The organism is Halorubellus litoreus (assembly GCF_055378595.1).
Genome location: NZ_AP043836.1, coordinates 2,731,979 through 2,757,039, shown reverse-complemented (window position 1 = coordinate 2,757,039; position 25,061 = coordinate 2,731,979). Strand labels below are relative to the sequence as shown.

30 protein-coding genes are annotated in these 25,061 nt (G+C 69.4%); 19 read left to right on the top strand and 11 right to left on the bottom strand.

Features of this window, described 5'->3' with window-relative positions; all coding sequences use genetic code 11:
- The first annotated feature begins 3 nt into the window (after positions 1–3).
- From sufD to ACZ48X_RS17975, 4 genes are all read left to right on the top strand, one after another.
- Positions 4–1,215 carry a Fe-S cluster assembly protein SufD gene (gene sufD, locus ACZ48X_RS17990; RefSeq protein WP_336348382.1) on the top strand — a complete coding sequence of 404 codons (1,212 nt, stop codon included), beginning with the start codon at positions 4–6 and terminating at the stop codon, positions 1,213–1,215.
- A gap of 158 nt (positions 1,216–1,373) precedes the next feature.
- The gene (locus ACZ48X_RS17985; protein WP_336348383.1) at positions 1,374–1,829 is read left to right on the top strand and encodes an HIT family protein; all 456 of its coding nucleotides are present in this window, start codon (positions 1,374–1,376) and stop codon (positions 1,827–1,829) included.
- A gap of 21 nt (positions 1,830–1,850) precedes the next feature.
- Positions 1,851–2,342: a ferritin-like domain-containing protein gene (locus ACZ48X_RS17980; protein ID WP_336348384.1), complete on the top strand. Its 492-nt coding sequence runs from the start codon at positions 1,851–1,853 to the stop codon at positions 2,340–2,342.
- On the top strand, positions 2,339–2,770 hold the full coding sequence (locus ACZ48X_RS17975) for a metal-dependent transcriptional regulator (RefSeq protein WP_336348385.1): 432 nt from the start codon (positions 2,339–2,341) through the stop codon (positions 2,768–2,770). The genes ACZ48X_RS17980 and ACZ48X_RS17975 overlap by 4 nt, the downstream gene beginning before the upstream one ends.
- Before the next feature lie 29 nt (positions 2,771–2,799).
- Here ACZ48X_RS17975 and ACZ48X_RS17970 read toward each other — a convergent pair whose 3' ends face one another.
- A complete protein-coding gene (locus ACZ48X_RS17970; RefSeq protein ID WP_336348386.1) occupies positions 2,800–3,072 on the bottom strand; it encodes a PadR family transcriptional regulator in 273 nt (90 codons plus the stop codon).
- 125 nt (positions 3,073–3,197) lie between these two features.
- Between ACZ48X_RS17970 and ACZ48X_RS17965 the strand changes: the two genes are divergently transcribed.
- Complete coding sequence (locus tag ACZ48X_RS17965; protein ID WP_336348387.1) at positions 3,198–3,494, top strand: DUF7111 family protein; 297 nt, start codon at positions 3,198–3,200, stop codon at positions 3,492–3,494.
- A 38-nt stretch (positions 3,495–3,532) separates the two neighbouring features.
- Here ACZ48X_RS17965 and ACZ48X_RS17960 read toward each other — a convergent pair whose 3' ends face one another.
- From ACZ48X_RS17960 to ACZ48X_RS17950, 3 genes are read right to left on the bottom strand one after another with little or no spacing between them, the layout of a single operon-like run.
- Entirely contained in the window at positions 3,533–3,850 is a 318-nt protein-coding gene (locus ACZ48X_RS17960) for a DUF7410 domain-containing protein (protein ID WP_336348388.1), read from the bottom strand.
- 4 nt (positions 3,851–3,854) lie between these two features.
- Positions 3,855–5,294: a hypothetical protein gene (locus ACZ48X_RS17955; protein ID WP_336348389.1), complete on the bottom strand. Its 1,440-nt coding sequence runs from the start codon at positions 5,292–5,294 to the stop codon at positions 3,855–3,857.
- A gap of 11 nt (positions 5,295–5,305) precedes the next feature.
- Positions 5,306–6,184 carry a cytochrome c oxidase subunit 3 gene (locus tag ACZ48X_RS17950; RefSeq protein ID WP_336348390.1) on the bottom strand — a complete coding sequence of 293 codons (879 nt, stop codon included), beginning with the start codon at positions 6,182–6,184 and terminating at the stop codon, positions 5,306–5,308.
- A 187-nt stretch (positions 6,185–6,371) separates the two neighbouring features.
- Here ACZ48X_RS17950 and ACZ48X_RS17945 point away from each other — a divergent pair, with 187 nt between their 5' ends.
- Positions 6,372–6,860, top strand: coding sequence for a dual specificity protein phosphatase family protein (locus ACZ48X_RS17945; RefSeq protein WP_336348391.1), 489 nt, complete (start codon positions 6,372–6,374; stop codon positions 6,858–6,860).
- A gap of 129 nt (positions 6,861–6,989) precedes the next feature.
- Here ACZ48X_RS17945 and coxB read toward each other — a convergent pair whose 3' ends face one another.
- Positions 6,990–7,868: a cytochrome c oxidase subunit II gene (gene coxB, locus ACZ48X_RS17940; protein WP_336348392.1), complete on the bottom strand. Its 879-nt coding sequence runs from the start codon at positions 7,866–7,868 to the stop codon at positions 6,990–6,992.
- Positions 7,869–7,969: 101 nt separating this feature from the next.
- Here coxB and cyoE point away from each other — a divergent pair, with 101 nt between their 5' ends.
- The 5 genes from cyoE to ACZ48X_RS17915 all read left to right on the top strand — a co-directional run bounded on the left by cyoE (position 7,970) and on the right by ACZ48X_RS17915 (position 13,114).
- Entirely contained in the window at positions 7,970–9,409 is a 1,440-nt protein-coding gene (gene cyoE, locus ACZ48X_RS17935) for a heme o synthase (RefSeq protein ID WP_336348393.1), read from the top strand.
- Positions 9,410–9,460: 51 nt separating this feature from the next.
- Positions 9,461–10,138, top strand: a complete 678-nt coding sequence (locus ACZ48X_RS17930) for a DUF7546 family protein (RefSeq protein ID WP_336348394.1) — start codon at positions 9,461–9,463, stop codon at positions 10,136–10,138.
- A gap of 202 nt (positions 10,139–10,340) precedes the next feature.
- A complete protein-coding gene (locus tag ACZ48X_RS17925; protein ID WP_336348395.1) occupies positions 10,341–11,141 on the top strand; it encodes a DUF7388 family protein in 801 nt (266 codons plus the stop codon).
- 81 nt (positions 11,142–11,222) lie between these two features.
- Positions 11,223–11,984, top strand: coding sequence for a creatininase family protein (locus tag ACZ48X_RS17920; protein WP_336348396.1), 762 nt, complete (start codon positions 11,223–11,225; stop codon positions 11,982–11,984).
- Positions 11,981–13,114 (top strand): NAD(P)/FAD-dependent oxidoreductase, encoded by a 1,134-nt coding sequence (locus ACZ48X_RS17915; RefSeq protein WP_336348397.1) that lies wholly within the window; start codon positions 11,981–11,983, stop codon positions 13,112–13,114. The genes ACZ48X_RS17920 and ACZ48X_RS17915 overlap by 4 nt, the downstream gene beginning before the upstream one ends.
- A gap of 18 nt (positions 13,115–13,132) precedes the next feature.
- Here ACZ48X_RS17915 and ACZ48X_RS17910 read toward each other — a convergent pair whose 3' ends face one another.
- The 3 genes from ACZ48X_RS17910 to ACZ48X_RS17900 all read right to left on the bottom strand — a co-directional run bounded on the left by ACZ48X_RS17910 (position 13,133) and on the right by ACZ48X_RS17900 (position 14,810).
- Positions 13,133–13,657 carry an Hsp20/alpha crystallin family protein gene (locus ACZ48X_RS17910; protein WP_336348398.1) on the bottom strand — a complete coding sequence of 175 codons (525 nt, stop codon included), beginning with the start codon at positions 13,655–13,657 and terminating at the stop codon, positions 13,133–13,135.
- Positions 13,654–13,812 carry a DUF7559 family protein gene (locus ACZ48X_RS17905; protein WP_336348399.1) on the bottom strand — a complete coding sequence of 53 codons (159 nt, stop codon included), beginning with the start codon at positions 13,810–13,812 and terminating at the stop codon, positions 13,654–13,656. Before ACZ48X_RS17905 ends, ACZ48X_RS17910 begins: the two co-directional genes overlap by 4 nt.
- 71 nt (positions 13,813–13,883) lie before the next feature.
- A complete protein-coding gene (locus ACZ48X_RS17900; protein ID WP_336348400.1) occupies positions 13,884–14,810 on the bottom strand; it encodes a hypothetical protein in 927 nt (308 codons plus the stop codon).
- A gap of 91 nt (positions 14,811–14,901) precedes the next feature.
- Here ACZ48X_RS17900 and ACZ48X_RS17895 point away from each other — a divergent pair, with 91 nt between their 5' ends.
- The 5 genes from ACZ48X_RS17895 to ACZ48X_RS17875 all read left to right on the top strand — a co-directional run bounded on the left by ACZ48X_RS17895 (position 14,902) and on the right by ACZ48X_RS17875 (position 19,689).
- Positions 14,902–16,689 carry a radical SAM protein gene (locus ACZ48X_RS17895; protein ID WP_336348401.1) on the top strand — a complete coding sequence of 596 codons (1,788 nt, stop codon included), beginning with the start codon at positions 14,902–14,904 and terminating at the stop codon, positions 16,687–16,689.
- 143 nt (positions 16,690–16,832) lie between these two features.
- Positions 16,833–17,231, top strand: a complete 399-nt coding sequence (locus ACZ48X_RS17890) for a TRAM domain-containing protein (RefSeq protein ID WP_336348402.1) — start codon at positions 16,833–16,835, stop codon at positions 17,229–17,231.
- 67 nt (positions 17,232–17,298) lie between these two features.
- Positions 17,299–18,081 carry a metal-dependent transcriptional regulator gene (locus ACZ48X_RS17885; RefSeq protein ID WP_336348403.1) on the top strand — a complete coding sequence of 261 codons (783 nt, stop codon included), beginning with the start codon at positions 17,299–17,301 and terminating at the stop codon, positions 18,079–18,081.
- The gene (locus ACZ48X_RS17880; RefSeq protein ID WP_336348404.1) at positions 18,078–18,869 is read left to right on the top strand and encodes a TMEM165/GDT1 family protein; all 792 of its coding nucleotides are present in this window, start codon (positions 18,078–18,080) and stop codon (positions 18,867–18,869) included. Before ACZ48X_RS17885 ends, ACZ48X_RS17880 begins: the two co-directional genes overlap by 4 nt.
- A 139-nt stretch (positions 18,870–19,008) precedes the next feature.
- Complete coding sequence (locus ACZ48X_RS17875; RefSeq protein ID WP_379761969.1) at positions 19,009–19,689, top strand: LysE family transporter; 681 nt, start codon at positions 19,009–19,011, stop codon at positions 19,687–19,689.
- Positions 19,690–19,744: 55 nt separating this feature from the next.
- Here ACZ48X_RS17875 and ACZ48X_RS17870 read toward each other — a convergent pair whose 3' ends face one another.
- The gene (locus tag ACZ48X_RS17870) at positions 19,745–20,443 is read right to left on the bottom strand and encodes an HD domain-containing protein (RefSeq protein WP_336348406.1); all 699 of its coding nucleotides are present in this window, start codon (positions 20,441–20,443) and stop codon (positions 19,745–19,747) included.
- 128 nt (positions 20,444–20,571) lie between these two features.
- Between ACZ48X_RS17870 and ACZ48X_RS17865 the strand changes: the two genes are divergently transcribed.
- From ACZ48X_RS17865 to ACZ48X_RS17855, 3 genes are all read left to right on the top strand, one after another.
- Positions 20,572–21,363 carry an alanyl-tRNA editing protein gene (locus ACZ48X_RS17865; RefSeq protein WP_336348407.1) on the top strand — a complete coding sequence of 264 codons (792 nt, stop codon included), beginning with the start codon at positions 20,572–20,574 and terminating at the stop codon, positions 21,361–21,363.
- Between the two features lie 85 nt (positions 21,364–21,448).
- The gene (locus tag ACZ48X_RS17860) at positions 21,449–22,705 is read left to right on the top strand and encodes an outer membrane protein assembly factor BamB family protein (RefSeq protein ID WP_336348408.1); all 1,257 of its coding nucleotides are present in this window, start codon (positions 21,449–21,451) and stop codon (positions 22,703–22,705) included.
- Positions 22,706–22,830: 125 nt separating this feature from the next.
- Complete coding sequence (locus ACZ48X_RS17855; RefSeq protein ID WP_336348409.1) at positions 22,831–23,856, top strand: DUF3179 domain-containing protein; 1,026 nt, start codon at positions 22,831–22,833, stop codon at positions 23,854–23,856.
- A 25-nt stretch (positions 23,857–23,881) separates the two neighbouring features.
- Here ACZ48X_RS17855 and ACZ48X_RS17850 read toward each other — a convergent pair whose 3' ends face one another.
- On the bottom strand, positions 23,882–24,634 hold the full coding sequence (locus ACZ48X_RS17850; protein WP_336348410.1) for a J domain-containing protein: 753 nt from the start codon (positions 24,632–24,634) through the stop codon (positions 23,882–23,884).
- A gap of 135 nt (positions 24,635–24,769) precedes the next feature.
- Positions 24,770–24,949 (bottom strand): DUF5786 family protein, encoded by a 180-nt coding sequence (locus ACZ48X_RS17845; protein WP_336348411.1) that lies wholly within the window; start codon positions 24,947–24,949, stop codon positions 24,770–24,772.
- Between the last annotated feature and the right edge of the window lie 112 nt (positions 24,950–25,061).

The window sequence follows — 25,061 nt, the reverse complement described above, 5'->3', positions numbered from 1 at the left end:
ACAATGAGTACGCAGGTACACGCGAACCTCACACGAGAGCAGGTGGAACAGATCTCCGCGGACCTCGACGAGCCGGAGTGGCTCACCGAGACCCGCGTCGAAGCGCTCGAGGCGCTCGACGACCTCGACATGCCGGACGTCATCCGGACGCCGGGTCGTGACTGGACGAACCTTCACGCGCTCGACTTCGAGACGCTCGTCGACCCGCTGAACGCGGCCCAGGACAAGGACCGCGTGAGCGACGAGGGGATCGAAGTGCTGGAGTGGAGCGAGGCGCTCGCCGAGCACGGCGACCTCGTCCGCGAGCACTTCGCGAGCGTCGTCGACCCCGAGGAGAACTACCTCACGGCGCTGTCGACGGCGCTGTTCTCCGCGGGCACCGTCATCTACGTTCCGGAGGGCGTGGACGCGGAGGACGTGAAGATCCGGACCGCGATGAACTCGCGGTCGCTGTTCAACTACACGCTCGTCGTCACCGAGGAATCCTCCTCGGTCACGATCCTCGAACGCCAGAGCACGGGCGAGGACGTCGAGGGCGCGCGCTACTACAGCGGTATCGTCGAGGTCGTCGCTGGCGAGAACTCTCGCGTGCAGTACGGTGCGCTCCAGAATCTCGACGAGGAGACGTACAACTACACGCTGAAGCGCGGGCACGCCGGGACGTACGCGACGGTCGACTGGATCGAGGGCAACATCGGCTCGCGCCTCACGAAGTCCAGCGTCGAGACGTACCTGAAGGGTGATTCCTCGGAGACGAAGACCGTCGGTGCGTTCTTCGGGCACGACGACCAGCACATCGACATCGCGGCGCGCGTCTGGCATCAGGGCGAGCACACGACCGCGGACCTCGTGACGCGTGGCGTCCTCGACGATGAGGCGCGCTCGGTGTACGAGGGCGTGCAGGACGTCGGAACGGACGCGTGGGACACGAGCTCGTACCAGCGCGAGAACACGCTCATGCTCTCCGACGAGAGCGAGGCGGACGCGAGCCCGAAGCTCATCATCAACAACCACGACACCGAAGCGAGTCACTCCGCGACGGTCGGGCAGGTCGACGAGCAGGACCTGTTCTACATGACGTCGCGCGGCGTGCACCCGCAGGTCGCGAAGAACATGCTCGTCGAGGGCTTCTTCGTGCCGGTGCTCGACGAGGTCGACGTGGACGAACTCCGCGACGACCTCGAGGAGCTCGTCGCCGAGCGCCTCCGCGAGTAGACGTACGCGGCGAGTCCCGGGAGACAGCTGTCGACTTCGCACTCGAAGCATCGACGCCTCGATGCGTTCGGGGTCGTTCCGCTGTCGAGGTGTTTCTCTTTGCTGTTCTTTCGCACACCGCCGAAAGCGTGAGGTGTGGCGTTCACGTCCGTCATCGTATGTCAGATACCGACTGCGTCTTCTGCGATATCGTCGCCGGTGACGCGCACGCGCTCGTGGTGGACGAGACCGCGGAGACGCTCGCGTTCTCACCGCTGGACCCGTTTGCACCCGGGCACGTCCTCGTGATTCCGAAAGCCCACCACGAGTCGCTGTTCGACGTCCCCGCGGACGCGCTCGCGGACGTCACCGAGCACGCTCGCGTGCTCGCCCGAGAGCTCTGCGGCGGCGAACGCGGGTTCGACGGCGCGAACCTCTTCAACGACAGCACGTCCTACCAGTCCGTCCCGCACCTCCACCTCCACGTCGTCGGTCGACGCGCCGACGACCCCGACCTCTTCCCGGAGACGGAGTACGACGGCGACCGCGAGGACGCACACGCCGCCGTCACCGCAGCACTCGAAGCCGACGGAGACCGCGACTCGGCGGAACGCGAGAGGGAGAGCGTTAAGTGACCGGCTCCCGGACGTGGGTGTATGAGTTTGGGACAGCGCATCACCGACGACCACCAGCTCGCGCGCCTCCTCCAGATCGGCGTCGTGCTGGAGGAGGTCGTCGAATCCCGCGCACACCACCACCTCGATTCCTTCGACGCCGGCGACCGGGACCCAGCGGTCGAGGCGTTACTGGAGGAGGCCGCCGAGGAGTCCGCGGCCCACCGCGACCGACTGGAGGCACTCGTCTCGGACCTGAACGCGGAGACGGTTCCCTACGAGGAGATCAACGCACTCGTCGAAGCGCAGTACGCCCAGACCGCCCCGGAGGACTTCGACGACCTGCTGTACGACCAGTTGTGTAACGAGGAGACCGCGTACAAGTTCTACGACGACCTCATCGAGGCGATCGAGGCGAGCGACACCGAGTTCAGTATCGACCGCGAGCGCGTCCTGGGCGTGCTCGCCGAGATTCGCGAGGAGGAAGCCGAGGGCGTCGAGGAGGTCACGGAACTGATGGAGGCCCACCAATGAATACCGCAGAACAGTACCTGAAAGCGATCTATCTGGCGCAACGCATCGAGGACGGCCCGGCGGCGACGGGAATGCTCGCGGACATGCTGGAGGTGTCGCCCGCGAGCGTCAACGAGATGATCGGGAAGCTCGAGGACCGCGAGCTCGTCGACCACGAGAAGTACAAGGGCGCGACGCTCACCGACGAGGGCATCCGGCGTGCCGAGGACGCCCTCCAGACGTACTGTATCATCGAGCGCTTCCTCGCGAACGTCCTCGAGGTGGAGGACTTCCGCGGTGAGGCGACCGCGCTCGAAGCCGTCATCGACGACACGGTCGCCGAACGCCTGGATACGATCATCGACCGGCGCAGCGAGTGCCCGGATTGCTTCGACGCGGACGCGGACAAGTGCGAGTACCTCACGGTGCCCGCGGACCCCGCGGACTGACCGTCTGTCCCTGTTCCACCGGCGAGACCTTACTGTACCTGTTCGACGAGCCAGTCGACGTGCGTCTCGAGCATCCGTCGACCACCAGGGGTGAGGTCGTAGACGTCGTGAACGCCTTCTTGCTCCACCTCGACGTGGCCGGCGTCGACGAGGGCGTCGAGCGCGCCGTAGAACGTCTTCGGTTCGATGTGCTCGTCGTAGTGCGCTTCGAGTGCGGTCTTGAGTTGCTGGCCGCGGCGCGGCTCGCTAGCCAGGAGCGCGAGGACGTCGCGACGCATCCCGCTCTGGACGTACTTCGTCATGCCACTCGGTACGCTTGCGTCGCCCGTGGGCGTTGCGGTCCGCGTTCGCTCGCCGACCCCGAGAGTCCCCGCGGTTCGACTCCGGGACCGCTGGGGTTTCGTACCCGTGGACCGAACGCTCTCGCATGACCGACGACGCTGCTGTCGACGAGGAGACCGAAGCGACCGCGAACGGTATCACGGCGCGGTACTCGCTGACCGACAGCGAGCGCGTGCTCGAGTTCGAGCGCGACGGGACGAGGGCGGTCGTCGCGCAGAACCGCGACGGGTACGCGATGCTGAAGGTTCGGACGGGCGTCGACGGCGACGAACTGGAGCGCTACTACGGGTTCGACATGGCGCTCGACCACGTCGCCGAACGCCTCGGCGTGCGCGAGCACGACCTCCCGATTCCGGACGCGAGCGCCGACATGGGTATGTAGCCGCGAGCGAGCAAACCGGCTGCGGCCGATACTCGACGTCAGGCGGCGACGGCGTACACCATCAGGAGCCCGAAGTAGAGGAGGATGAGCGCGACGGCGGCCTTCAGACGATAGCGGCGTATCTCCGCGTTCTCCGCGAGGTACGCGGCCTCGAAGGCTTCCTCCTCGCCGGGCGTGCAGACGTCGTAGTGCTGGAGGCCGACGTGAAGGGCGACGCGGTCCTCGCGGGTGAACGGCCGCTCGCAGTACGGACACTCGTGGGCGGTCGCGTCCGCCGGGACGCTCGTCGCCACGCGTCCCTCGGTGTCGGTCGCTGGTGCGTCGGTCGCGTCGACGTCCGTCTGTGGTGGCGTCATGGGCTTAGAGGAACGGAGGGGTGACGGTCGGTTGTGAGACGATCCAGAGGCTGAGCGTGGTGTACGCGATCATGACGGCGACGAACGCGTACTGCGCGCGCACCGCCTGGAGGCGTTCGGGGAACAGTTCGAACCCGATGGCGTGCGCGACCCAGACCGCGAGCAGGTGCCCGACGAGGATGGCGGTGATGGCGATACCGCCGAAGAACGACGGGAGGACGAACAGCTGCGGGGCCGGCGGTGCGGTCGGGGCGGCCAGCGCCGAGGCGAGCGGGAGCGACAGCGACACGAAGAACCCGAGGTAGTGCGCGAGGTGGTAGCCCGCGGCGATGGCGAGCAACGGTGGCGCGAACCGGCGCGCGAGCTCGTCGACGGCGACGAACGTGTCGCCGGTCCGGCGGCCGCTCCGGGCCGCCCACCGGTAGACGGCGACGAACGCGAGGTATCCGAGTGCGTACGCGATCGCGTACACGAGGACGCCCGGAACGCCCGGGGCGTGAACCGCTTCCGCGATGGACCGCCAGGCGGGCGTGGCGACGAACCCGTCGTACGTCGTCGCGAACACGAGCGCGACGACGAACGCGACGCCCCCGGCGTCAGCGAACGGCCCACCAGCGGTCGCGTCCGCGTCCGACGCACTCGGACCGTCCGCACGGCGACCCGTCTCACCGGTGGCGTCGACGAGTCCGGCGCCCGGCATGCGGAGGACGACGCCGTCGTCGGTCCGCGCGAGCGGTGCGACGCGACCGTAGTGGTCGAACGCTCGCGCGACCGGGTCCGCGGTCGCGAACCAGTCGTCGACGCCGAACGTGACCGCACCCGTAACCGTCAGAGCGCCGTAACCGGCGACCGCCGCGGCGAGCAGCCCGGGGTCCTCCGCGAGCGGTAACGCCACCTCCACGAACACGAGCGCGAGCAGGCCGACGACCGCCGGCCACGCCCCCCAGTGACCGGGGTACTCGCGGTCGAGCGACGGGAGCGCTCGTGCGATCGTCCGGAACGGGTCGAGTGCCGGCCACGTGTTCCCGACGAGGTACAGCGACATCACGTAGCCCGCCCACCAGCCGACCCAGACCAGGAGGATGGCGAGGTTCTGCTGGGGGTCCGCGGGCGCGACGTCGACCGCCGCACCGAACCCGAACGCGAGCACGGCGAGCAGGCCGAGGAGGCCGACCAGTGGCGCGACGACCGCTCGGAGCACGCGCGGGACCGCGGCGAGCACGCGTGCGTGGTCGTGACTTCGACGAACGAACGTCCGGTCGGTGGCGAACGTCGCCAGGAGGAACGACGCGCCGACGACGCCGCCACCGGTCGCGAGGAACAACCACGTCGGTATCGACAGGGACCCCGCGGACTCACGGAGCGCCGCACCGTGCGCGCTGACCGTACCGGTTGCGAGAACGAGGGCGACGACTATCGAGACGAGACGACGAACGCGAGTCATGGCGGACCGACTCAGATGGCGGTCGCGCCGATGTAGATCGCTGCGACGAGGAAGATCCAGACGACGTCCACGAAGTGCCAGTACAGCGCCGCCGTCTTCAGGGAGACGTGCCGTTCAGCGGAGTACTGCCCGCGGAGGCCGCGCACGAACACGATACCGAGGAGGACCGCGCCGAGCGTGACGTGCAGGCCGTGCAGGCCCGTCAGCGCGTAGAACGCGCTCGCGAACGGGTTCGAGTAGACGACCTCACCGCCGGCGATAGCGGCCGGCGTGAAGTTCTTCACGGCGAGGAACTCGTAGTACTCGTACACCTGCCCCCCGATGAAGATGACGCCCATGAGGAGCGTGGCGCCCAGCAGCGCGATGAAGCGCTTCCGGTTCCCGTTCCGGAGCGCCACCTCGCTGAAGTGCAGGACGAAACTGCTCGCGATCAGGAGGAGCGTGTTGAAGATGACGAGGCTCCCGAAGATGTCCGGGATCTCACCGAGGCCGCCAGCCTGGATGAAGAAGAAGTAGATGAACCCGGCGCTGAACGTCGCGATCTCGCTCCCGAGGAACGCGTACATCCCCCAGACGAGCTTGGATTCGCTCTGTTCGGACTTGTGGCGCTCCCAGAAGCTCGCGACGAACCCGTGGTAGAGCCAGCCGAGGATCCCGAACACGAACAGCCCGATGCTCCCGATGCTGACCGCGGCCGCGGTTCCCATGGTGATTCCGAAGCCGCCGCGGGCGGCGAGGAGGAACAGTGCTGCCCCGACGTAGATACCGGAGCCGCCGATGGCGGTGACGAACGGCCACCAGGAGGCCTCCCCGAACCCGCGCGGGAAGTCCTCCACGGCCGGCAGGTGGCCGCCGTGTCCGTGGTCGCCTGCATCTTCCGTTGCTGTCATAGACGACGCTTGCAAGTCCACTACTAAAAATCCATCCAAGCGCCCGCGCCGGAGCCGACAGGTCGACGCGGCCACCGTCGGCGCGGGACGCGCTGCGAGCGCGCGCCGGTCGGTGGACTGATTGGCGCCCGCCCGGAACGCGATGGCCGTGCGAGACCCAAGCGACCGCGCTCCCGGAGACGGTTCGTTGCGGCCACGACCGTGGACGCACCCTGGCGACGAGGACGTCGTGGTGCGCCCGTTCGCGTACGTCCACGACGACCCGGTGCTCGTCGAACTCCCCGACCGGGAGGTCTGGCTCGGGAACGTCCACGCGGCCGACGTGACGCGACACGACCGGTCGTTCGAGCACGTGCTCTCGCTCACGCGCGAGCGACAGCCGGCGACGACCCACCATCACCCGTTCGCGGACGACCGCGACCACGACGCCGCCGCGTTCCGCGCGGCCGTCGACACCGCCAGAGGCCTCCTCGACACCGACGACGACGTCCTCGTGCACTGCAAGGCAGGTGTCTCTCGGAGCGCGGCCGTCCTCGCGACAGCGCTCGCCGCCAGCGACGACCAGTCGTTCGGGGACGCACTCGACGTCGTCCAGCGCGCACGCCCGGTCGCCACCCCGCATCCGGCGCTCGTCACGACCGCCGTCACCTACCTCGCAGCGACCCACGACGACTGACGCTCGCTAGCGCCACCGCTCGCGGGCGCTGATTCGACGTCGAGAAGCGTCGAGAGATGACGTGAAGAGAAGCGGAGCGAACAGCAGCGGAACGAAGAGACGCGAGAACAGCGACGTGGTTCGAGTCCGTCAGGCCGCGCGCGCGGCGAGCGCACCAGTCGACCCGTCGACGTCCGGTGCCGCGACCGACGCGGTACCGTCGCCCGCGTCACTCGCGGACACCGACGAACTCGAGTTCCCGTCCGGGTTCCACTCGCAGGTCTCCTCCTGCGCGTTCCAGGTCTTGTTCGTCGTCTCCGCACAGATAGCGGATATCTCGTCGAGCATCGCCTGCCGGTCCTCCACGACCTGCACCTCGAACATCATCCCGGAGTGCCCGGTCCCACAGTACTCCGCGCAGTACCCCTGGTAGGTCCCCGTCTGCGTCGCCGTCGTCTTCATCCACGCGACCTTCCCGGGGACGGCGTCGTGCTTCAGGCCGAGCGACGGCACGTGGAACGCGTGCAGCCAGTCGTCGGTTGTCAGACTGAAGTACGTCGCCTGTCCCTTCGCGAGGTAGAGGGGCTGCTGGGTGGCGTCCGTCGTCACGTTGTACTCGGGGTAACTGAACGTCCACCCGTACCGGTACGCGGTGACGTTCACCTGCTCCTCGGTGTCAGCCGATATCTCGGGGTCGTCGGGCGTGATGACGGAGTCGTCCGCCATCGTGATGCTCGCGGAGATACCGACGAACAGGAGGACCGCGGCGGTCGCGATCGTCCACGTGATCTCCAGGCGGCGGTTCTCTCGCGTCGGCTTCGCCTCGTCCTGGTCCTTGTACTTGAATACCGTGTAGATGAGGACCGCTTCGACGAGGACGGTGATCGGGATGGCGACGACGAGGAGTTTCTCGTTGAGGCTCGTGATAGCCGCGTCCGAACTCGACGCCTGCGCCGCGACGGGCTGGGCGGCGAGCGCGAGGCCGGCGAGGGCGGCGAGCAGCCTCGATGTGATCCGCTCTCTATCCATGTATACCGGTGCTTTGGATTTCGGGGTTAAATATGTGGCTAATGCCCCCCGAGGGGGCGAAAGCGGCGGGTTGAAATACGCGGAGTCCGACTGTTCGGCTAGTGACTCGACGGTATCCGACACCGGTCGGTTCGCACGGCCGGTTCAGTGGGTTGCTCGCCGCGACCGCGATCGGCGTGTATCTGCTGGTTGTCGTGGGGGCGACGACGACGCTGACGGACGCGGCGGCGTCGTGCCCGACGTGGCCGGCGTGTAACGGCCAGTTCCTGCCGTCGTTCTCGGACCCGCTGCTGGTGGTGGCGTGGGGGCATCGCGTCGTCGCGCTCGTCGTCGCCGCGCTGGTGGTTGCGTCCGCTGTGGTCGCGTGGGTGGGCGAGGCGACGACTCGCGTCCGCGCGCTCCTGTCGGTTGCCGCGGTGACGTACCTCGTGCAGGTCGGAGTCGGTGCGGTGGCGGCGACGTCGGGGACGCCGACGACGCTGTCGGCGGTCCACCTCGTGCTGGGCGTGTTCATCTTCGGGGTCGTCATGCTCGCGCTCTCGTGGACGTTGGAGACGGAGACGGCGAGCGACGACGACTGGGAGGCGATGGACGACCCCGAGCCCGTCGCGGTCGACGACGGTGACCGTCCGCCGGTGCCGTCGGCGTTCGTGGCGCGCGCGAAAGCGACTGTCCTGGCGTACGTTCGGATGACGAAGCCGCGACTGATGTGGTTGCTGTGTCTCGTCGCGGCCGCGGGGATGGCGCTCGGGTCGACCGTCGAGGGGGCGGCGGGCGGGAGTGCACTGACCGTGGAGACGGTGCTGTTCACGCTCGGCGGTGGCGTGCTCTCCATCGGGTCGTCGGGGACGTTCAATCACGTCCTGGAGCGCGACGTCGACGAGAAGATGGAGCGCACCGCGGACCGCCCGCTCGCCGCCGACCTGATTCCGGTGTCGCACGCGCTCGCGTTCGGCGTCGTGCTCGGGGTGGCGTCACTCGCGTTGTTCGCGAGCGTGAACCTCCTCGTCGCCGTCCTCGGGTTGACCGCGATCGTGTTCTACAGTATCGTGTACACGCTCGTCCTGAAACCGAACTTCGTGTCGAACACGGTCATCGGTGGGGCCGCGGGCGCGCTCCCGGCGCTCATCGGGTGGGCGGCGGTGACGGGCGGCCTCGGGATTCCGGGCGTGATGCTCGCGGTCGTCATCTTCCTGTGGACGCCCGCGCACTTCTACAACCTCGCGCTGGCGTACAAGGAGGATTACGCCCGCGGCGGGTTCCCGATGATGCCGGTCGTGGAGGGCGAGGCGCCGACGCGCAAGCACATCCTCTGGTACATCGCGGCGACGCTCGTGAGCGCGGGCGTGCTCGCGGTCGTCGCGGACCTCGGGCTCCTGTACGCGGTGACGAGTGCGACGCTCGGCGGCGTCTTCGTGTACTTCGCGGTCCAACTGCACTACGAGCAGTCGGAGGCGGCGGCGTTCCGGGCGTTCCACGCGTCGAACGCGTACCTCGGCGCGCTCCTGCTCGCCGTGGTCGTGGATGCGCTGGTGCTGTAAGATGACGCGGCTCGTTCCGGGAACCGACCGGTGGCGACGCCGGCGAGGGCGATGAACGCCGAGCGCGTCGCTCGGGTCCTGCCGGGTATCCGGGGGTTGTCCCTCGGGCTGGCGGTCGTCACCGCGGAGGTGCTCGTGTTGGGGCTGCATCTCGCGTCGTCCACGGCGACCTATACTGACCCGCTCGCGCTCGCGTACCCGTTCGTCTGGGTGAACGCCGCGTTGCTCGGGGTGTGGTTCGCGGACGTCCCGGATGCTGTCGGTCGTCGACGACTCGCCGCGGGCGTGGTCGCGGGCGGCTACCTCCTCGTGCTCGCGTACTTCGGTGGCGTGCTCTCCCCGGGATACGGCCTCGTCGGTGGCGCGGACACGGCGTCGCCGGGCTGGTACGTCTCCTCGGGGCTGCCGCCGGGGTACGGGCCGGCGGCGGTGTACGAGAGCGCGCTCGCGACCGTCGTTCTCGTACCGTACAAGCTCGCGGGGTACGCGACGCTCGCGTACCTCGTGTACGGGACCGTCGTCGATGCCGTCCGTACCGGCGTCGCGGGCGTTCTCGGGCTGCTGTCGTGCGTGTCGTGCTCGTGGCCGGTGCTCGCGGCGCTCGTCTCCGGGGTCGCCGGGAGCGGGTCCGCGGTCGCTGCGGCGACGATGGACCAGTCGCTGGGGTTGTCGACGGTCGTGTTCGTCGTCACGGTCGCGCTCCTGGCGTGGCGGCCGACGTTCGGGTGACCGGGCGAGCGGCCAGTCGGGACGAACGCCCAGGTGCCGTGTCCGCGCGCGCTCGCGGAGGGTGGCGAATGTTGACAGCGTCCGTCATGCTTAGGTGTCGTGGTCGCTTTCGCCGCAGTACATGGTCGCACAGACGATGGATCGAGTTCCACACGAGCAGTTCTAGAACGATTCTCCTGACTGGAGGTGAGCGGACGTGTCGGTGACCGAGACCACCGAGCGACGGCTGTCTCGGACCGGCGTGGACGCGCTGGCGGTCAAGCCCGCGGAGTGCGACGTCTCGCGCGCACTCGACGTGGACGTCGACGCGGTGACGGTAGACTACGAGGGCCGCGAGCACGTGCCCGATGCGAGCGTGCTCCGCGAGCTCGCGGACGCGAAGACGCTGCGGGTGACGACGCCGGTTCGCGCGAGCGGGTTCGACCCGACGGGCGATAGCTCGCTCGACGACGCGCTCCCCGCTGACGTGGGGCGCGTGCTCGTCGCGGGCCACGGCGCGTACCTCGACGACGAAGAGCAGTCCCGGAGCGTCGCCGACCGCCTGGGCGCGGCGGTCTCGAAGCACCCCGAGGCGTGGGTCGGGACGGAGTCCGTCGAGCGCGTGGCGCTCGCGACGGGCGCGACGCAGTTCGAACTCCTGTCGCGGTCGACGCATCGGGACGTTCGCGCGCTCCGCGCGGCCGGGTTCGACGGCGAGGTGGCGGTGTACGCGCCGACGGTCCTGACCGACGACGAGGACGCGGTCCTGGACTCGGTCGGTGCGTACGCCGCCCGTCGCGGCCCCGTCCGGCGCGCGCTCCCCGACCCCGCGGACGGGCGCGACGCCGTCGCGACGGACGCGTCGGCGTCGGGACGCGCCCGCGAGGTGCTCTCGAAGGCGGTGCGGGACTACGCGCTCGTCGGGGACGTCGCGACGGTCCGCGAGCGCGTGGACGCGCTCCACGACGTCGGCGTCGACCACGTCGTCGCCTATCCCGCTCGCGGCCTCGAACACGTCGCCTGACCGGTAAACGATTGCTCGCGGTCCCCGTCGGGGCGCGGCGACACCGAGCGTTTTTCGGCACCACCGCTCCCAGCCGTGCGTATGGAACTCGCGACGCACACGACGACGACGGCCGCCGACGCGTTCGAGGACGTCGAGGTGGCGGTGCTGCCGACGGGGAGCGTCGAACAGCACGGGCCGGCGCTCCCGCTCGGCACGGACCTCTACTCGGCGACGGCGGTGGCCGAAGCAGTCGGCGACCGCGACGACGTCGCGCGCTGCCCGCCGATTCCGGTCGGGGTGAGCGCGCACCATCGACAGTTCCACGGGACGCTGTCGGTGACGCCCGAGACGTTCGAGGACTACGCGTACGACGTGGTGGCGAGTCTCGCCGAGCACGGCGTCCGGAAGGCCGTGTTCGCGAACGGCCACGGGGGGAACGTCGACGCGCTGACGCGAGCGGCGCGACGCCTCCGCGAGCACGACGTGGCGTTCGCGACGCCGTGGAACTGGTGGTCGAACCTCGACGGCCTGGAGGGCGAGCTGTTCGACGTCGACGGCATCACGCACGCCGACGCGATGGAGACGAGCATGATGCTGTACCTGACCGAGCACGTCCGCGAGGACGCCCTGGAGGACGCGGAGGCGGGAGCGTCGGACGCGTGGGGCGAGACGGTGCACGGTGCGCCCGTCGGGTTCGACACCGCGGACTTCTCGGAGTCGGGCGCGGTCGGCGAGCCGACGAAGGGGAGCGTCGAGGCGGGCGAGGCGCTGTTCGAAAAGGCCACCGAGGAGCTCGACGCGCTCTGCGACTGGCTCACCGCACAGGACTTCGCGGACCTCGCCCCGGAGGCGCACCGATGACCAGAGACGTCGCGGTGCTCGGTGCGGGCGCGCTCGGCGCGACGGTCGCGTTCGACCTCGCGTTCGCGGGCGAGGACGCGGACGGCGAGGACGTGTCGGTGACGCTGTTCGAGGCGGGGAGCGTCGCGGACGGCTCCACGGGCCGCGCCGCGGGCGTGTGCTACAACGCGTTCGCGGAGGACGTCGACGCCGAACTCGGCGCGCGCGCCATCGAGCGCTTCCGGACGTTCGACGAGGTCGGCGAGTTCGAGTTCCACGAGTCGCCGTACGTGTGGCTGGCTCGCGAGGGCGACGACGACCGCGAGCACGCCATCCGAGAGCAGCTCCCGCGCATGCAACAGCACGGCGTCACCGCGGTGCGGATGGAGCGCGACGAGTTCGCCGAGCGGTTCCCGAGCGTCCGGAGCGACGACGTCGCGGTCGCCGCGGTCGCTGGGGCGGCCGGCTACACGACGCCGGCGTCGTACGCGCGGACGCTCGCGGTGCTCGCGAAGCGCCAGGGCGCGGACCTGCGCCAGCAGACGCCCGCGAGCGTCGACACCGACCCGCTCGCGGTGAACGGCGAGGCGTTCGACGACGTGGTCGTCGCAACCGGCGCGCACACCAAGCAGGTGCTCGCCGACGCGGGCTATAGCATCGCGATGAAGCCGTACCGCGTGCAGGCGGCGACGTACGCGACCGAGTACGACGGCCCGATGGTCTACGACGCCACGGACGGGTTCTACTTCAGGCCGCACGCCGACGGCCTCCTGGTCGGGAACGGCACCGAGGAGCGAGAGGCCGACCCCGACGACTACGACGAGGACGCGAACGACGGGTTCGCCGAGTCCCTCCAGGCGCGCGCGAGCGAGCGGACCGCGGCCATCGAGGACGCGCGAATCACGGACGCGTGGGCGGGGCTGTGCACGGCGACGCCTGACCGTGACCCGCTCGTCGGCGCGCTCGACGACGGCCTCTACGTCGGCACCGGCTTCCAGGGCCACGGCTTCATGCGCGCCCCAGCCATCGGCGAATCGCTCGCAGAACAAGTTCTCGGCGAGGCCGACGGCATCGAGCCATTCGACCCCACGCGCTTCACGGGCGACGAAGAGTTCGACGTCGTCGAGGGGATGCTCGTCGACGACCGATAGCGGCCCGCGAGGAAGACGCTACTTCTCTGCGTCCTCGACCGCGTCCGCATCGCTATCTGATTCGTCAGCCTCCGCATCCACCTCTTCGCCCTCCGCAGCGTCGCTCTCGTCGTCGGGCGTCGCTATCTCGACGGTGCCGGCGCTCGCGTCCCGCTCGCCCGCGGTGGGTTCGCGCTTGGGGACGCGGACCTCGAGCGTACCGTTCGCGCGGAGCGTCGCCGTGGACGCGTCGGCGTCCACGAGCGCGTCCGCGGGGAGGTCGGCGCGGCCGTCGAGACTCATGCCGCGGCCGGGGACGCGCATCTCGTGGTCGTCGTAGAACTCGCGGAACCGGTCTATCTGGACCTCGACCGCGTCGTCGACGTACCGCACCTGGACGTCCGTCTGCGCGACCCCTGGGGCGTCGAACACGACGAGGTACGCGTCGTCGCTCTCGAGAACGTCCGCGGGCAGCGGCTTCGACTCCTGGACGCGGCTCGCGGCACGGCCGACGGTCTCCAGGACGCGGTTCCCGACCGAGCGCGACACCTCGCCGAAGTTCATACCTCGATCTCCTCCAGGCAGTCCGTGCCGCCGCACAGCGGGCACGCGAGGTCCCCGACGGTGTGGTCGTCCGCGATGTCGTACGTGTAGTGATTCTCGAACATGTCGAGCTCGCAACCGTCGCTCGTGCAGCGGACCTCCTTCGTGGCGGGCATACTGGTCCGTTGGGCGGGAACGGGAAAGGGGTTTTCGGAGCAGGAACCCCCGGGTCGAGCGGGCCGGGCGGTCACTCGAACGGGGCGCGGCCCCGCTGGAAGAGTCGGCCGTCGAGCCCGACCCGGTCGGTGTCGACGGTCCCCGAGACGGCGACGATATCCCCGTCGGTCGTTATCTGGACGTCCCGGAGGGCGTCGACGTCCTCCGCCTGGGACCGCATCAGTTCCGCGTCGCGGTCGCGGAGGCTCACCCAGCGCGCGGTCGTGGTGTCGCCCGAGACGGCGTAGCTGAACGCCTCGCCACCGTACTCGTCCGAACGGCGGCCCGTGAATCGGATCTCGGTCGCGTCGTCGAAGCCGACCGTCCGCAGGAACTCGCGGACGTCGTCGGGGAGATCGCTCGAGTACGACGACCTGCTCGTGGCGTTCTCGACCAGCGTTCGCGCTCGCGATTCCCGTCGGGCGTAGATGCTCGCGGCCTCGCCCTCGCGGACGGCACCGTGGTTGCTCCGGCTGTACGTCACGAGGTCGAAGTTCCCGGCGGTCCCGTAGGAGCTCCCCGGTAGTGTCGAAGGGAACGCCTGGAGGGCAGCCAGGCGGTGGGCCGTCTCCTGGTCGAAGCGCCCGGCGTTGACGAGGAGCTTCGGGACGTCGGCGTACGGGTTCCCGACCCGGAGCGAGTGGTCGAGCGCCGCTGGCTCCAGGTCGACCGCGACGTCGCCCTCGACCAGTTCGCCGTCGAGGACGCGGTCGACGTCCTCGGGGCGGACCGACGGGTGGAGGTGGGCGGCGTCGGCGTGGAGGCTCGACGGGGACCGATACGAGACGTCGAGGAAGGCGAGCTCGCCGGTCTCGTGGTTCGCCGGCGCGTAGATCCACCGGCGGGCTGCCGCCTCCGGGGACCGTCCGCCGAGGGGGCCGTTGCAGCCAGCGACTGTCGCGGCCGTCGCGCAGGCCGTGCCAGCGAGGAACGCCCTTCGGGACGTCGGTTCTTTCATACGCGACCCTCGAACGAGACGGATGTAAGTGTTTTGACCTGTCAGACGTCGCTTCGCACGCGTTTTACCGCTCGGGCGTCAACACCGTCCCATGACTGACCCTGCTGACGTCGACGTGACCCTCGTCGACGGCTACGTCGACGAGCCGGCGCACTTCGGGGTGCCGCCGTACGTGTCGACGTACCCGCGGTACACGGCGGGCGCGCTCGTCGACGCCGGGGTCCCCGAGGCGAACGTCACGTACCACACCATCGACGAGTTGCGCGAGGACCGCTCGAAGTGGCTGGACGTCGAGGAGGCGGACCTCATGGTGTACATCGGCGGGATGACGGTCCCCGGGAAGTACGTCGGTGGGACGCCCGCGGAGCCGGACGAGGTCCGCGAGCTCGCGTGGACGGCGAACGGGACGAGCGTCATGGGCGGCCCGGTGCGGTTCGGCGTCGGCGAGGAGAACGCTGGCGCGACGGAGACGGAGCGCAAGAACCTCGACTTCGACTTCCTGGCGATGGCGGACGTCGAGGCGGCCGCGTACGACCTCGTCCAGAGCGGCTTGGAGGGGTTCAACGACCGGTACCGCGACGTCGCGGAGGTCGACCGGTGGGCGAGCCGGGGCGCGTTCGTCGTCGAACAGCACCCGAATCATCCCCAGTACCTCATCGCGGAACTGGAGACCTCCAGGGGGTGCGCGTACCGGTGTTCGTTCTGCACGGAGCCGATGTACGGCGACCCGGACTTCCGGACGCCCCCGAGCGTGGTCGGCGAGGTCGACGCGCTCTCGAATCGGGGCGTGAAGCACTTCCGCATCGGCCGGCAGGCGGACATCCTCGCGTACGGCGGCGACGGCGAGAAACCGAACCCGGAGGCGTTACGGCAGCTCTACGGCGGCATCCGCGAGGTCGCGCCCGACCTGGAGACGCTGCACCTCGACAACATGAACCCCATCACGGTCGTGAAGTGGCCGGAGCTGTCCCGTGAGGGCATCCGCATCATCGCGAAGCACAACACGCCCGGGGACACGGCCGCGTTCGGCCTGGAGTCGGCGGACCCGGTCGTCCAGGAGCAGAACGAACTGAACGTCACGGCCGACGAGTGCTTCGAGGCGGTCCGCATCGTGAACGAGGAGGGCGGGTGGCGGCCCGGCGAGGAGCCCGGAACGGGGCCGTCGACGGACGTCGCAACCGGGGCAGATGCGGTCGCGTACGGCCGCGGCGACGAGAGCGGGTCGTCGAGTCCACGCCTCCCGAAGCTCCTCCCCGGCATCAACCTCCTGCACGGCCTCGACGGGGAGCGCGAGGAGACCTACGAGCTGAACAAGCAGTTCCTCGAACGCGTGCTCGACGCCGGCCTCATGCTCCGTCGCGTGAACATCCGGCAGGTGATGGCGTTCGAGGGCACCGACATGGCCGAAACCGGGGCGAGCATCGCGCTCGACCACAAACGCCAGTTCAAGGCGTACAAGCGCGAGGTCCGCGAGACCGTCGACAACCCGATGCTCCAGCGCGTCGCCCCCGTCGGCACCGTCCTCCCGGACGTCCACTTCGAGTACCATCAGGACGGTCGGACGTTCGGCCGCCAGCTCGGCACGTACCCGCTCCTCGTCGGGATTCCCGGAGAGCGCGAACTCGGCGCCGTGCGGGACGTCGCCATCGTCGACCACGGGTATCGCTCCGTGACGGGCGTCCCGTACCCGCTGGACGTGAACGCCGCGAGCATGGACGAGTTGACCGCGATTCCCGGCATCGGGTCCGGGACCGCGGGCGACGTCGTCGTGAACCGGCCGTACGAGTCGACCGACGACCTGCCCGTGGACGCCGACGTCGGCCTGGAGGGATTCGCGACGGTCGACGACGGGCCACGCCACGGCCAGCCGTCGCCCTGACCCGCGAGAACCCGGGAACGCGAAACCATCGACCTCGCGGTTCCGGGGCTGGCGGCTGCGTGGGTGGGTCTCCGGCAAAGTTACGCCGTCGTTGGCGGTAGTTCTAAGGTGTCGCCGCTGCCAGGTACGGACGAGGGTTCACTGTGGAAATATCTGATAAGCTCTTGTGTCTGTTCAGCGCCGAAGTGACCGACGACGGCGACTCCTATACGGTCGAGATTCCGAAGCGAGAGGTCGAACGTGGGACCGTCGCTCCCGGCGACACGTATCGGGTCGCGCTCATCGAACGCGAGCGGTCCGCGTCGAGCGACGACAGCGGCGACGAGCCGTCGCCGTCCGAGCCACAGCCGCCGGTCGAACGCGGCGAGACCCGGTACGTGGAGATCGAGGACATCGGGAAGCAAGGTGACGGTATCGCTCGCGTCGAACGCGGGTACGTCATCATCGTGCCGGGCGCCGACGTCGGCGAGCGCGTGAAGGTCGAGATAACGGAGGTCAAGTCGAACTTCGCGGTCGGCGAGATACTCGACGAGGAGTTCTGACCGGCGCGCGTCTCGTTTCGCGACCGACTCTTTTTTGCGTTAGACGCGTCTAAATTCTCGTGAGCGAATGTTGAGTGACGTGATGGAGGACTACCTGAAGGCGATCTACGAGCTACAGGACGAGCACGACCCGCCGGTGGCGACGTCCGCAATCGCCGAGCACCTGGACGTCACCTCGCCGACGGTGACGAGCATGGTCGAGAAGCTCGCCGAGCGCGGGCTCGTCGACCGCGAGAAGTACAAGGGCGTGGAGTTGACCGAGGAGGGGCGGACGGTCGCGCTCGAGGTCCTCCGTCATCATCGACTGCTGGAGACGTACCTCACGGAGCACCTCGAGTACGACTGGACGGAGGTGCACGACGAGGCGGACGTCCTCGAGCATCACATCAGCGAGGAGTTCGAGCGTCGGCTCGCGGCCGCGCTCGGTGAGCCGACGGTCGACCCGCACGGCGACCCCATCCCGAGCGCGGACCTGAGCGAGCCGGAGGCGACCGGCAACACGCGGCTCGCGGACCACGACGCCGGGGACGTCGTGGAGGTCGCACGCGTCAGCGACCGGGACGACGAAGAGCTCCGCTACCTCCAGAACGCCGGTATCACCCCTGGGACCGTCGTCGAGGTCGTGTCGGTCGCGCCGTTCGGGATGGTGACGGTCGCGGTCGGTGACGCCGAGCAGAGCCTTCCGGAGGCAATCGCTGCGTCCATCGAGGTCCGCGACCCCGACGGCGACGCCGGCGAGAGCGAGGGCGACGACGCGCGCGAGGGGAGCGATGACGAGGACGACGCGCACGAGGGCGACGAGCCGGAGGACGGTGACGGCGTCGAGAACGACGAGGTGCTCGATGCGTGAGTGCGGTCCCGTTCTGGGAGCTCGTCGTCATCGCGCTCGTCGCACAGTTGACGGTCCTCCCCGGTGAGAAGGTCCAGTTCATCATCGCGGGACTCTCGACGCGGTACAACCCGCTCGTGGTGGTCGCGGCGGCAGGGAGTGCGTTCGCGCTGTGGACGGTCGTCGAGATACAGGTCGGGGGCGTCATCCAGCAGGTCCTCCCGGGCGTCTGGCTGACCGTGTTCACGGGCGCGATGTTCCTCGTGTTCGCGGTGCTCCTCTACCGCTCCGCGCCGGAGAAGGGGCAGTCCGCGAGCGAGGCAGCCGTCGGTGCGGAGACCGACGGCGGCGTCGTGCAGGACGAGGACGCGGGCGGGCTGCTCGCGGGCGACGCCGACGACGTCACCGTGTTCGGTCGCGAGGTCCCGAACGCGCTCGGCGGGTTCGTCCCGATATTCGCGATGATGCTCACGGGCGAGTTCGGCGACAAGACCCAGATCATCACCATCACGCTCGCCGCCGAGTACGGTGCGCGCGCCGGCATCTGGGTCGGCGAGATGCTCGCCATCATCCCCGTGAGTATCGCGAACGCGTACTTCTTCTACACGTTCAGTCACCGGTTCGACGTCCGGAAGGCGCACTTCGTCGGCGCGGGCGTGTTCGCGTTCTTCGCGTTCGACACCGCGCTCGCGCTCGTCTTCGACGTATCGCTCTGGGAGCGGTTCGTCGCCGCGGTCACGGCCGCGGTCGCACCGCTCCTCGACGCGGTCGCAGGCGTCCTCCCGGCCGCGCTCGCGGTCGCACTCTGACGCCAGCAGACCACCGCCAACTCGCGTACGGTTCGACGACGACCCGTGCACGGGTCGCCGACGACGACGGACTTTTCGGGCGGTCGCTCCTACACCAGCGAGAATGGTTTCACTCGTCGCGACGCTCGCACTCGGCGTGGTGTTCGGGCTCGCACTCGCCGCCCCACCGGGACCGATGAACGCCGTCATCGCCCAGGAGAGCGTCGTCCGCGGCTGGCGAGCCGGTGCGAGTGCCGGCCTGGGTGCGTTCACCGCAGACGCCGCGTTCTTCGTCCTCGCCGCGGTCGGCGTCGTCGAGTTCGTCGAGACCGCACCGATGCTGAAAGCCGCGATGGTCGCCGGCGGTGGCGTCCTCATGCTGTACTTCGCGTACGGCGCCATCGGGGACGTTCGCGACGGCGCCGCGTTCGGCGTCGACCCCGCCGCGACCGACGGCGAGCAGGCTGTGTCGCGCGTCGACGCGGACAAGCGCGGGTTCACGAAGGCGTTCGCGCTCGCCATCACGAACCCCTACCAGATCGTGTTCTGGCTGACCGTCGGCGTCAGGATGCTCCAGCCGGGGACCGTCGACGTACTCTCGCACACGCCCTACGTCGGCGGGTCGCTCGACGGCGTGCTCGTCGTCACCACCGGGAGTCCCGCACTCATCGCCGGGTTCTTCCTCGGCATCCTCTGCTGGGTCGGCGGGTTCCCCGCGTCGCTCGTCGCCGCCGGTAGACGCGTCGACGACTTCGCGCCAGCCGTCGCCGGCGCGAGCGCGCTCGTCCTCGCCGGGTTCGGCGTCGTCTTCCTCTACGACGCCGCCGGAACCCTCCTCTGAACGCACGAACGAATCTCGGAGACCAACGCCAGCGGCAGCGGACGTCGCCGGCTCCCTAGCGCAGGTCGACGTCGTGCTCCTCGACGTCCATCTCGGCGACCTCGCCCTGCAGCCACTCGCGGAACCACTTCACGCGCTTGAGTCGCTGGTGCGCGATGGATTCGGCGGTGTCGGACTCGATGCGTTCCACGGCGTCCTCGCCGCGGTCGAGCACGCGCTCGACCATCTCAGCGCTATCCATGTGCGTCCGCGCCTCGTACCCCATCCGGAGGAGCATCAGTGCCGTCCCGTTCGCGCCGACCTTGTCGAGGATGTCCGCCTCGATGAGGCACTGCGTCTCCATCGGGAGGTCGCCCAGCTCGTCCTGGTACGAGTGGAGTTCGATACTCCGACAGACCTCGTCCACGAACGACGTCGGGAACGACCCGCGCGTCTCCAGGTACTCGCGAGCGACCCTCGCGCCCTCCTCGGCGTGCACGTCCTGGTCCGCGTCGAGTTTCGCGATGTCGTGGAACAACGCCGCGACCTTCGTCACGTCCACGTCCGCGCCCTCCCGTTCCGCGATCTTCCCGGAGAGCTCGACGACGTTCAGGATGTGATTGTAGCGGTACTCCGCGGAATGCCACGGATACCACCGCATCCGGCCGCCCTCCTCCTCGTTCTCGACGCTCGCCGCGAGGTAGTCGTACACGAACTGCTTCATGTCCGCGAACTCCTCGTCGGTGACGCGCCCTTCCTTTATTTCGACGCCCACGCGTTCCCACCTCGAAGAAGAACCGCAATCGAACTGTGCTTGGTCATTGTTGTCTCTAAAAACGCCCGTTCAACTCTTAGGCGTTTCGACACCCCACACTTACGTTTCACGGCGTCCTCCGAGCGACCGTGACCGAGCGACGTTACCTCGACGATTCGAGCGTCCGTGAGTTCGCGGCGACCGTCACCGACGTCCGCGACGACCGCGTGGTGCTCGACGCGACGCAGTTCTATCCGACCGGCGGCGGGCAACCGCACGACACGGGCGTGTTTCGAACGGAGCGCGACGAGTTCGACGTCGTCGACGTCCAGTTGACGGACGAACTCGAACACCACCTCGACCTCGACCTGGATGGCGACGGCGAGATAGCGGGCGACGAGGCGCTCGACCTCGCCGTCGGCGACGACGTCGTCGGCGTGGTCGACGACGCGCGCCGGACCGCGCACTCGCGGTACCATACCGCCCAGCACCTCCTGTCGGCTGTCCTCCTCGACGAGTTCGACGCGCGAACGACCGGGAACCAGCTCTACGAGGACCGCGCGCGCCTGGACTGCGAGCACGACCGCTTCGACGACGACGACCTCGCGGTCATCGAGTCGCGGCTCCGCGACCTCGTCGACGCGAACGAGCCCGTTCGCTGGTACACGATGGATCGCGACACCGCCGAGCACGAACTGGATACCGACCGGACGCGCATCGACCTCCTCCCGGACAGCATCACGGAACTCCGCATCGTCGAGATCGGCGGCGACGGCCCGCGCGGGCACTGCGACCGCGACGACGCCGCGGGCGACCCCATCGACCGCACGGCGTGCGCTGGCACGCACGTCACCGGCACCGGCGACGTCGGCGACCTCACCATCACGGGTCGCGAGACAGCCGGGAAGGGCGAGGAGCGCGTCCGGTTCGAACTCGAGTGACGACGCGGGGGTCCCGACGGTACGGCGAAGCGAGCGTCTGCGCGGGGCCACTACGCTTATTCGTCGATAAACCAACCTCGAGACGATGCGTAGACGTACGGCGCTCGGCGCGCTCGGGGGCGTTCTGGGGACGGCCGGCTGCCTGCGACTGGATTCGTCAGAGGGAGCGACCGCGACCGACGGAGAGACCGCCACGGCTGGCGCGGCGACGACGACGCGCGCGGACGCCACGGCGACCGATGAGGAGACGACGGCGGATGGATCGACGACGGACGAGTCGAACGGGGGTAGCGTGGTGGACGCCAGCGGCAGCGTCCCGAGCCACAGCTACGACCCGGCCAACACCGGGTTCGCGGACGTCACCGGACCGACCTCGAAGCCCGAGGTAGCGTGGGAGACGTCGGTCGCGAGCGGCGATGACCCTCGCCTGATCGTCGGGATGCCGACGCTGGTCGACGGGACGCTGTTCACGTCGACGAGGGAGGGCCTGGCCGCGGTCGCGGCCGGCTCCGGCGAGGTCCGCTGGCGCGGGAGCGCGGGCCAGGCCGGGACGCCCACGGTCGCCAACGACCGCGTGTTTGCGGGCGGATACGGCGCGACGGCCGCGTACGTCGCCGAGAGCGGCGACGGCGTCTGGTCGCGCGATTGGCGAACGAACGGCGTGACCGTCGCCGGCGGCCTCGCGTTCGTCGCGTCCGGGGACGGGCTTCGGGCGGTCGATCCGGCCTCCGGCTCCGTCGCGTGGGAGGCGCTCGCGGGAATCAGCGTCGGGAGCGCGCCCGCGGTCGGCGACGGCCGCGTCTACGTCGGGACCCGCGAGGGGTCGGTGCGCGCGTTCGACGAGGCGTCGGGCATCGAACGCTGGCGCGTGGACGTCGAGGGCGAGTACGGCTACTTCATCGCGTCCCCGACGTACGTCGACGGCGTCGTCTACGCGAGCTCGGAGAACAAGACGTGCTACGCGATCGACGCCGCCTCCGGGTCGGTGCTCTGGGAGTACTCGGCTACCGGTGGGATGAACCCGACGCAGGCCGTCGCCGACGGCACCGTCTACGTCGGGCACGACGGCAGGGCGGTGGAGGCGCTGGACGCCGAAACCGGCGACGTCCAGTGGACGGGCGACGCAAACACCGGGCCGATTACCGTCGCGCTGACCGTCGACCGGAACCAGGTGTACGCGATGGACGACGCCGGCCTCCTCGTGGCTTACGAGCGCGACACGGGCGACGTCGCCTGGCAGTACGGCGTCTCGCGCAGCCCGTCCCGGAGCGCGCCCGCGGTCGTCGACGGCCGCGTGTTCGTCGGCGGCGGCGGCGGGAGGCTGTACGCGCTCACCGCCTGACGGTCGCAGTGGGGTCGGCCGACGGTCGTGGCCGCTACGGGCCCGCCCACCGAGCCTGCCCGAACGGTCCTGCGACGCGCTCACACAACCGAACGTTTTCACGGCCGCCACGAGCACGCTCGGGTATGAACATCAAGGACGTCCTCCCGCGGGACGCCATCCCGAGCGTGGACGACCCGACGTACGAACCGGTGAGCGAGTACGCGGGCGACCCCGGGGACGAGGTGGTCGTCGTCGACAGCGTCGCGTCGGCGGCGCGACGAGCAGACGGAACCACGAGCGGCGGTTCCGTCGACGGCGATCCAGCGCGCGCGTTCCCCATCCGGTACCTGCACTACCACGAGATCTGTAACGCGGTCGTCGACGGCGAGCCGGTTGCGGTGACGTGGTGTCCGCTCTGCGGGAGCGCCGTCGTCTACGACAGGACCGTCGCGACCGACGACGGCGAACGCGTCCTCGAGTTCGGCGTGAGCGGGAAGCTCGCGGACGACGACCTCGTGATGTACGACCGCGAGACCGAGAGCGAGTGGAAGCAGTCCACGGGGACCGCCATCGCGGGGCCGCTCGAAGGCACCGACCTCGACCTCCTCCCGGCGGCGATGACCACCATCGAGGCGTTCCGCGACGCGAACCCGGACGGCGAGGTACTGGCCGCGCCGGGTGGCGAGAGCGAAGCGGCGAGCGACACGGACGAGCCCGCACCCGTCGACTACGACGAGGCGCCCTACGAGTCGTACTTCGAGATGGACGGGTTCGGGCTCGGCGCGCACCGCGGGACCGGCGACGGCCGCGAGTGGGAGCGCGACGACCTCGCCCCGAAGGAGGTCGTCATCGGCGTCGAGCGCGACGGCGACGCGCTCGGGTTCCCACTGGACCGACTGGCGGCGAACGGGAGCGTCGCGCACGCGACCGTCGGCGACCTCGACGTCGTGGCGTTCGCGACCGCAGACGGCGTGCACGCCTACGAGAACCCCGGCTTCGAGTTCGAACGAACCGTCGAACCGGACACGTACGTCGCCGACGACGCCCGCTGGACGGGCGCGACCGGCGAGAGCGACGACGGCCGGACGCTCGACCGCCTCCCGGCCCGTCGCCTGTTCGCGTTCGCGTGGCAGGACGACCACGGCCCAGACGCCTTCTGGACGCCTTAACCGGCGTCAACACGGTCGACAGCGCTCAGAACGGTATCTCGTCGAACCCGGCGGACGCCGCGTCCGCGACGTCGAACACGAACTGCTCGGAGCCCTCGATACCTCGCCCTTCCCCGAACACCTGCTGGGTGTACGCGACTCGCGCCACGTCCACGCCGGCGGGCAGTTCCTGGCAGATGACGACGCCGTTGACGCGCGCACCCGCCTCGACCTCCATGTCGCCGCCCTTCCAGCGCGGCGGGAGTTTGTCCGCGTGCGGCCGAAGGTGCGTCGCGCTCTCGTACATGTAGCCGTCGGTCCCCACGAACCGCGCGTGCTGGTGGCCGCGCCACGGCAACCGCCGGTCGCTCGTGTTCCGCACCTCGAAGAACGCGACCGTCCGTCGCGTCCCGTCCGCGCGATGACTCGCCACCACCGGCGCCAGGTCCATGTTCTCGACGACGCCCCGGAGGACGACCGTCATGTGCTCGCCCTCCTCGAAGAGCCCGCGGGACTCGTCCCACCCCATCGAGCCGTCGAACCCGGTCGCGCCACGTCCCGCCGTCCACTCGGAGGCACCCGCGCTCCCGGTGGCCGTTCGCGTCCCGCCGTCTGCGGCGCGCTCCCGTTCTGCCTCCCCGGACACCACGGCCTCGTACGCACGACGCACCCGCATGAACGCCTCGCGACTCCCACCCTGGTCCGGGTGATACTCCTTCAGCAGCGAGCGGTACCGTCGCCGCACGACGCTCTCGTCGGCGTCCGGCTCCACCCCCAACACGGTGTACGGATCACCCATACTATGCACATACAGGAGAACCGTACAAAAGTATCTTTCTACCGGGCCGGGCTCGAACGAATCGGCGGCCGGGTCGGGTCGGAACGACTCGAATCACCCCCGCAATGCCGACGACGGTCGACCGTGACCGTCGAATCAGTCGTCGTCGCCGCCCTTCATCTGGGACAGCTGATCCACGAGCTCCTCGTTGGACATCTCGGACTCGAAGGAGACGTCGCCGTCGTGCTCGGACTCGTGCACGTTCACCGCGTCGTCGTCGTCGAAGTCTGTGTTGTCGTCCTTCTGTTCGGACTCGTCGTAGCTACCAAAACCCATACCTGAAACGTGGGGGAGGCCCCCGGAAAAACACCCCGGTATCGTCGCCACCACGACACGCGCTCACGCCCCACCCTTGGCACGCTCACAACCCACCCATCGCGTGCTCACG

Bases quoted from the DNA above. Each gene is read 5' to 3' on its own strand.
- sufD (WP_336348382.1), top strand. From the start codon at position 4: ATGAGTACGCAGGTACACGCGAACCTCACACGAGAGCAGGTGGAACAG.
- ACZ48X_RS17985 (WP_336348383.1), top strand. From the start codon at position 1,374: ATGTCAGATACCGACTGCGTCTTCTGCGATATCGTCGCCGGTGACGCG.
- ACZ48X_RS17980 (WP_336348384.1), top strand. From the start codon at position 1,851: ATGAGTTTGGGACAGCGCATCACCGACGACCACCAGCTCGCGCGCCTC.
- ACZ48X_RS17975 (WP_336348385.1), top strand. From the start codon at position 2,339: ATGAATACCGCAGAACAGTACCTGAAAGCGATCTATCTGGCGCAACGC.
- ACZ48X_RS17970 (WP_336348386.1), bottom strand. From the start codon at position 3,072: ATGACGAAGTACGTCCAGAGCGGGATGCGTCGCGACGTCCTCGCGCTC.
- ACZ48X_RS17965 (WP_336348387.1), top strand. From the start codon at position 3,198: ATGACCGACGACGCTGCTGTCGACGAGGAGACCGAAGCGACCGCGAAC.
- ACZ48X_RS17960 (WP_336348388.1), bottom strand. From the start codon at position 3,850: ATGACGCCACCACAGACGGACGTCGACGCGACCGACGCACCAGCGACC.
- ACZ48X_RS17955 (WP_336348389.1), bottom strand. From the start codon at position 5,294: ATGACTCGCGTTCGTCGTCTCGTCTCGATAGTCGTCGCCCTCGTTCTC.
- ACZ48X_RS17950 (WP_336348390.1), bottom strand. From the start codon at position 6,184: ATGACAGCAACGGAAGATGCAGGCGACCACGGACACGGCGGCCACCTG.
- coxB (WP_336348392.1), bottom strand. From the start codon at position 7,868: ATGGATAGAGAGCGGATCACATCGAGGCTGCTCGCCGCCCTCGCCGGC.
- ACZ48X_RS17930 (WP_336348394.1), top strand. From the start codon at position 9,461: ATGAACGCCGAGCGCGTCGCTCGGGTCCTGCCGGGTATCCGGGGGTTG.
- ACZ48X_RS17920 (WP_336348396.1), top strand. From the start codon at position 11,223: ATGGAACTCGCGACGCACACGACGACGACGGCCGCCGACGCGTTCGAG.
- ACZ48X_RS17915 (WP_336348397.1), top strand. From the start codon at position 11,981: ATGACCAGAGACGTCGCGGTGCTCGGTGCGGGCGCGCTCGGCGCGACG.
- ACZ48X_RS17910 (WP_336348398.1), bottom strand. From the start codon at position 13,657: ATGAACTTCGGCGAGGTGTCGCGCTCGGTCGGGAACCGCGTCCTGGAG.
- ACZ48X_RS17905 (WP_336348399.1), bottom strand. From the start codon at position 13,812: ATGCCCGCCACGAAGGAGGTCCGCTGCACGAGCGACGGTTGCGAGCTC.
- ACZ48X_RS17900 (WP_336348400.1), bottom strand. From the start codon at position 14,810: ATGAAAGAACCGACGTCCCGAAGGGCGTTCCTCGCTGGCACGGCCTGC.
- ACZ48X_RS17895 (WP_336348401.1), top strand. From the start codon at position 14,902: ATGACTGACCCTGCTGACGTCGACGTGACCCTCGTCGACGGCTACGTC.
- ACZ48X_RS17885 (WP_336348403.1), top strand. From the start codon at position 17,299: ATGTTGAGTGACGTGATGGAGGACTACCTGAAGGCGATCTACGAGCTA.
- ACZ48X_RS17860 (WP_336348408.1), top strand. From the start codon at position 21,449: ATGCGTAGACGTACGGCGCTCGGCGCGCTCGGGGGCGTTCTGGGGACG.
- ACZ48X_RS17855 (WP_336348409.1), top strand. From the start codon at position 22,831: ATGAACATCAAGGACGTCCTCCCGCGGGACGCCATCCCGAGCGTGGAC.
- ACZ48X_RS17850 (WP_336348410.1), bottom strand. From the start codon at position 24,634: ATGGGTGATCCGTACACCGTGTTGGGGGTGGAGCCGGACGCCGACGAG.
- ACZ48X_RS17845 (WP_336348411.1), bottom strand. From the start codon at position 24,949: ATGGGTTTTGGTAGCTACGACGAGTCCGAACAGAAGGACGACAACACA.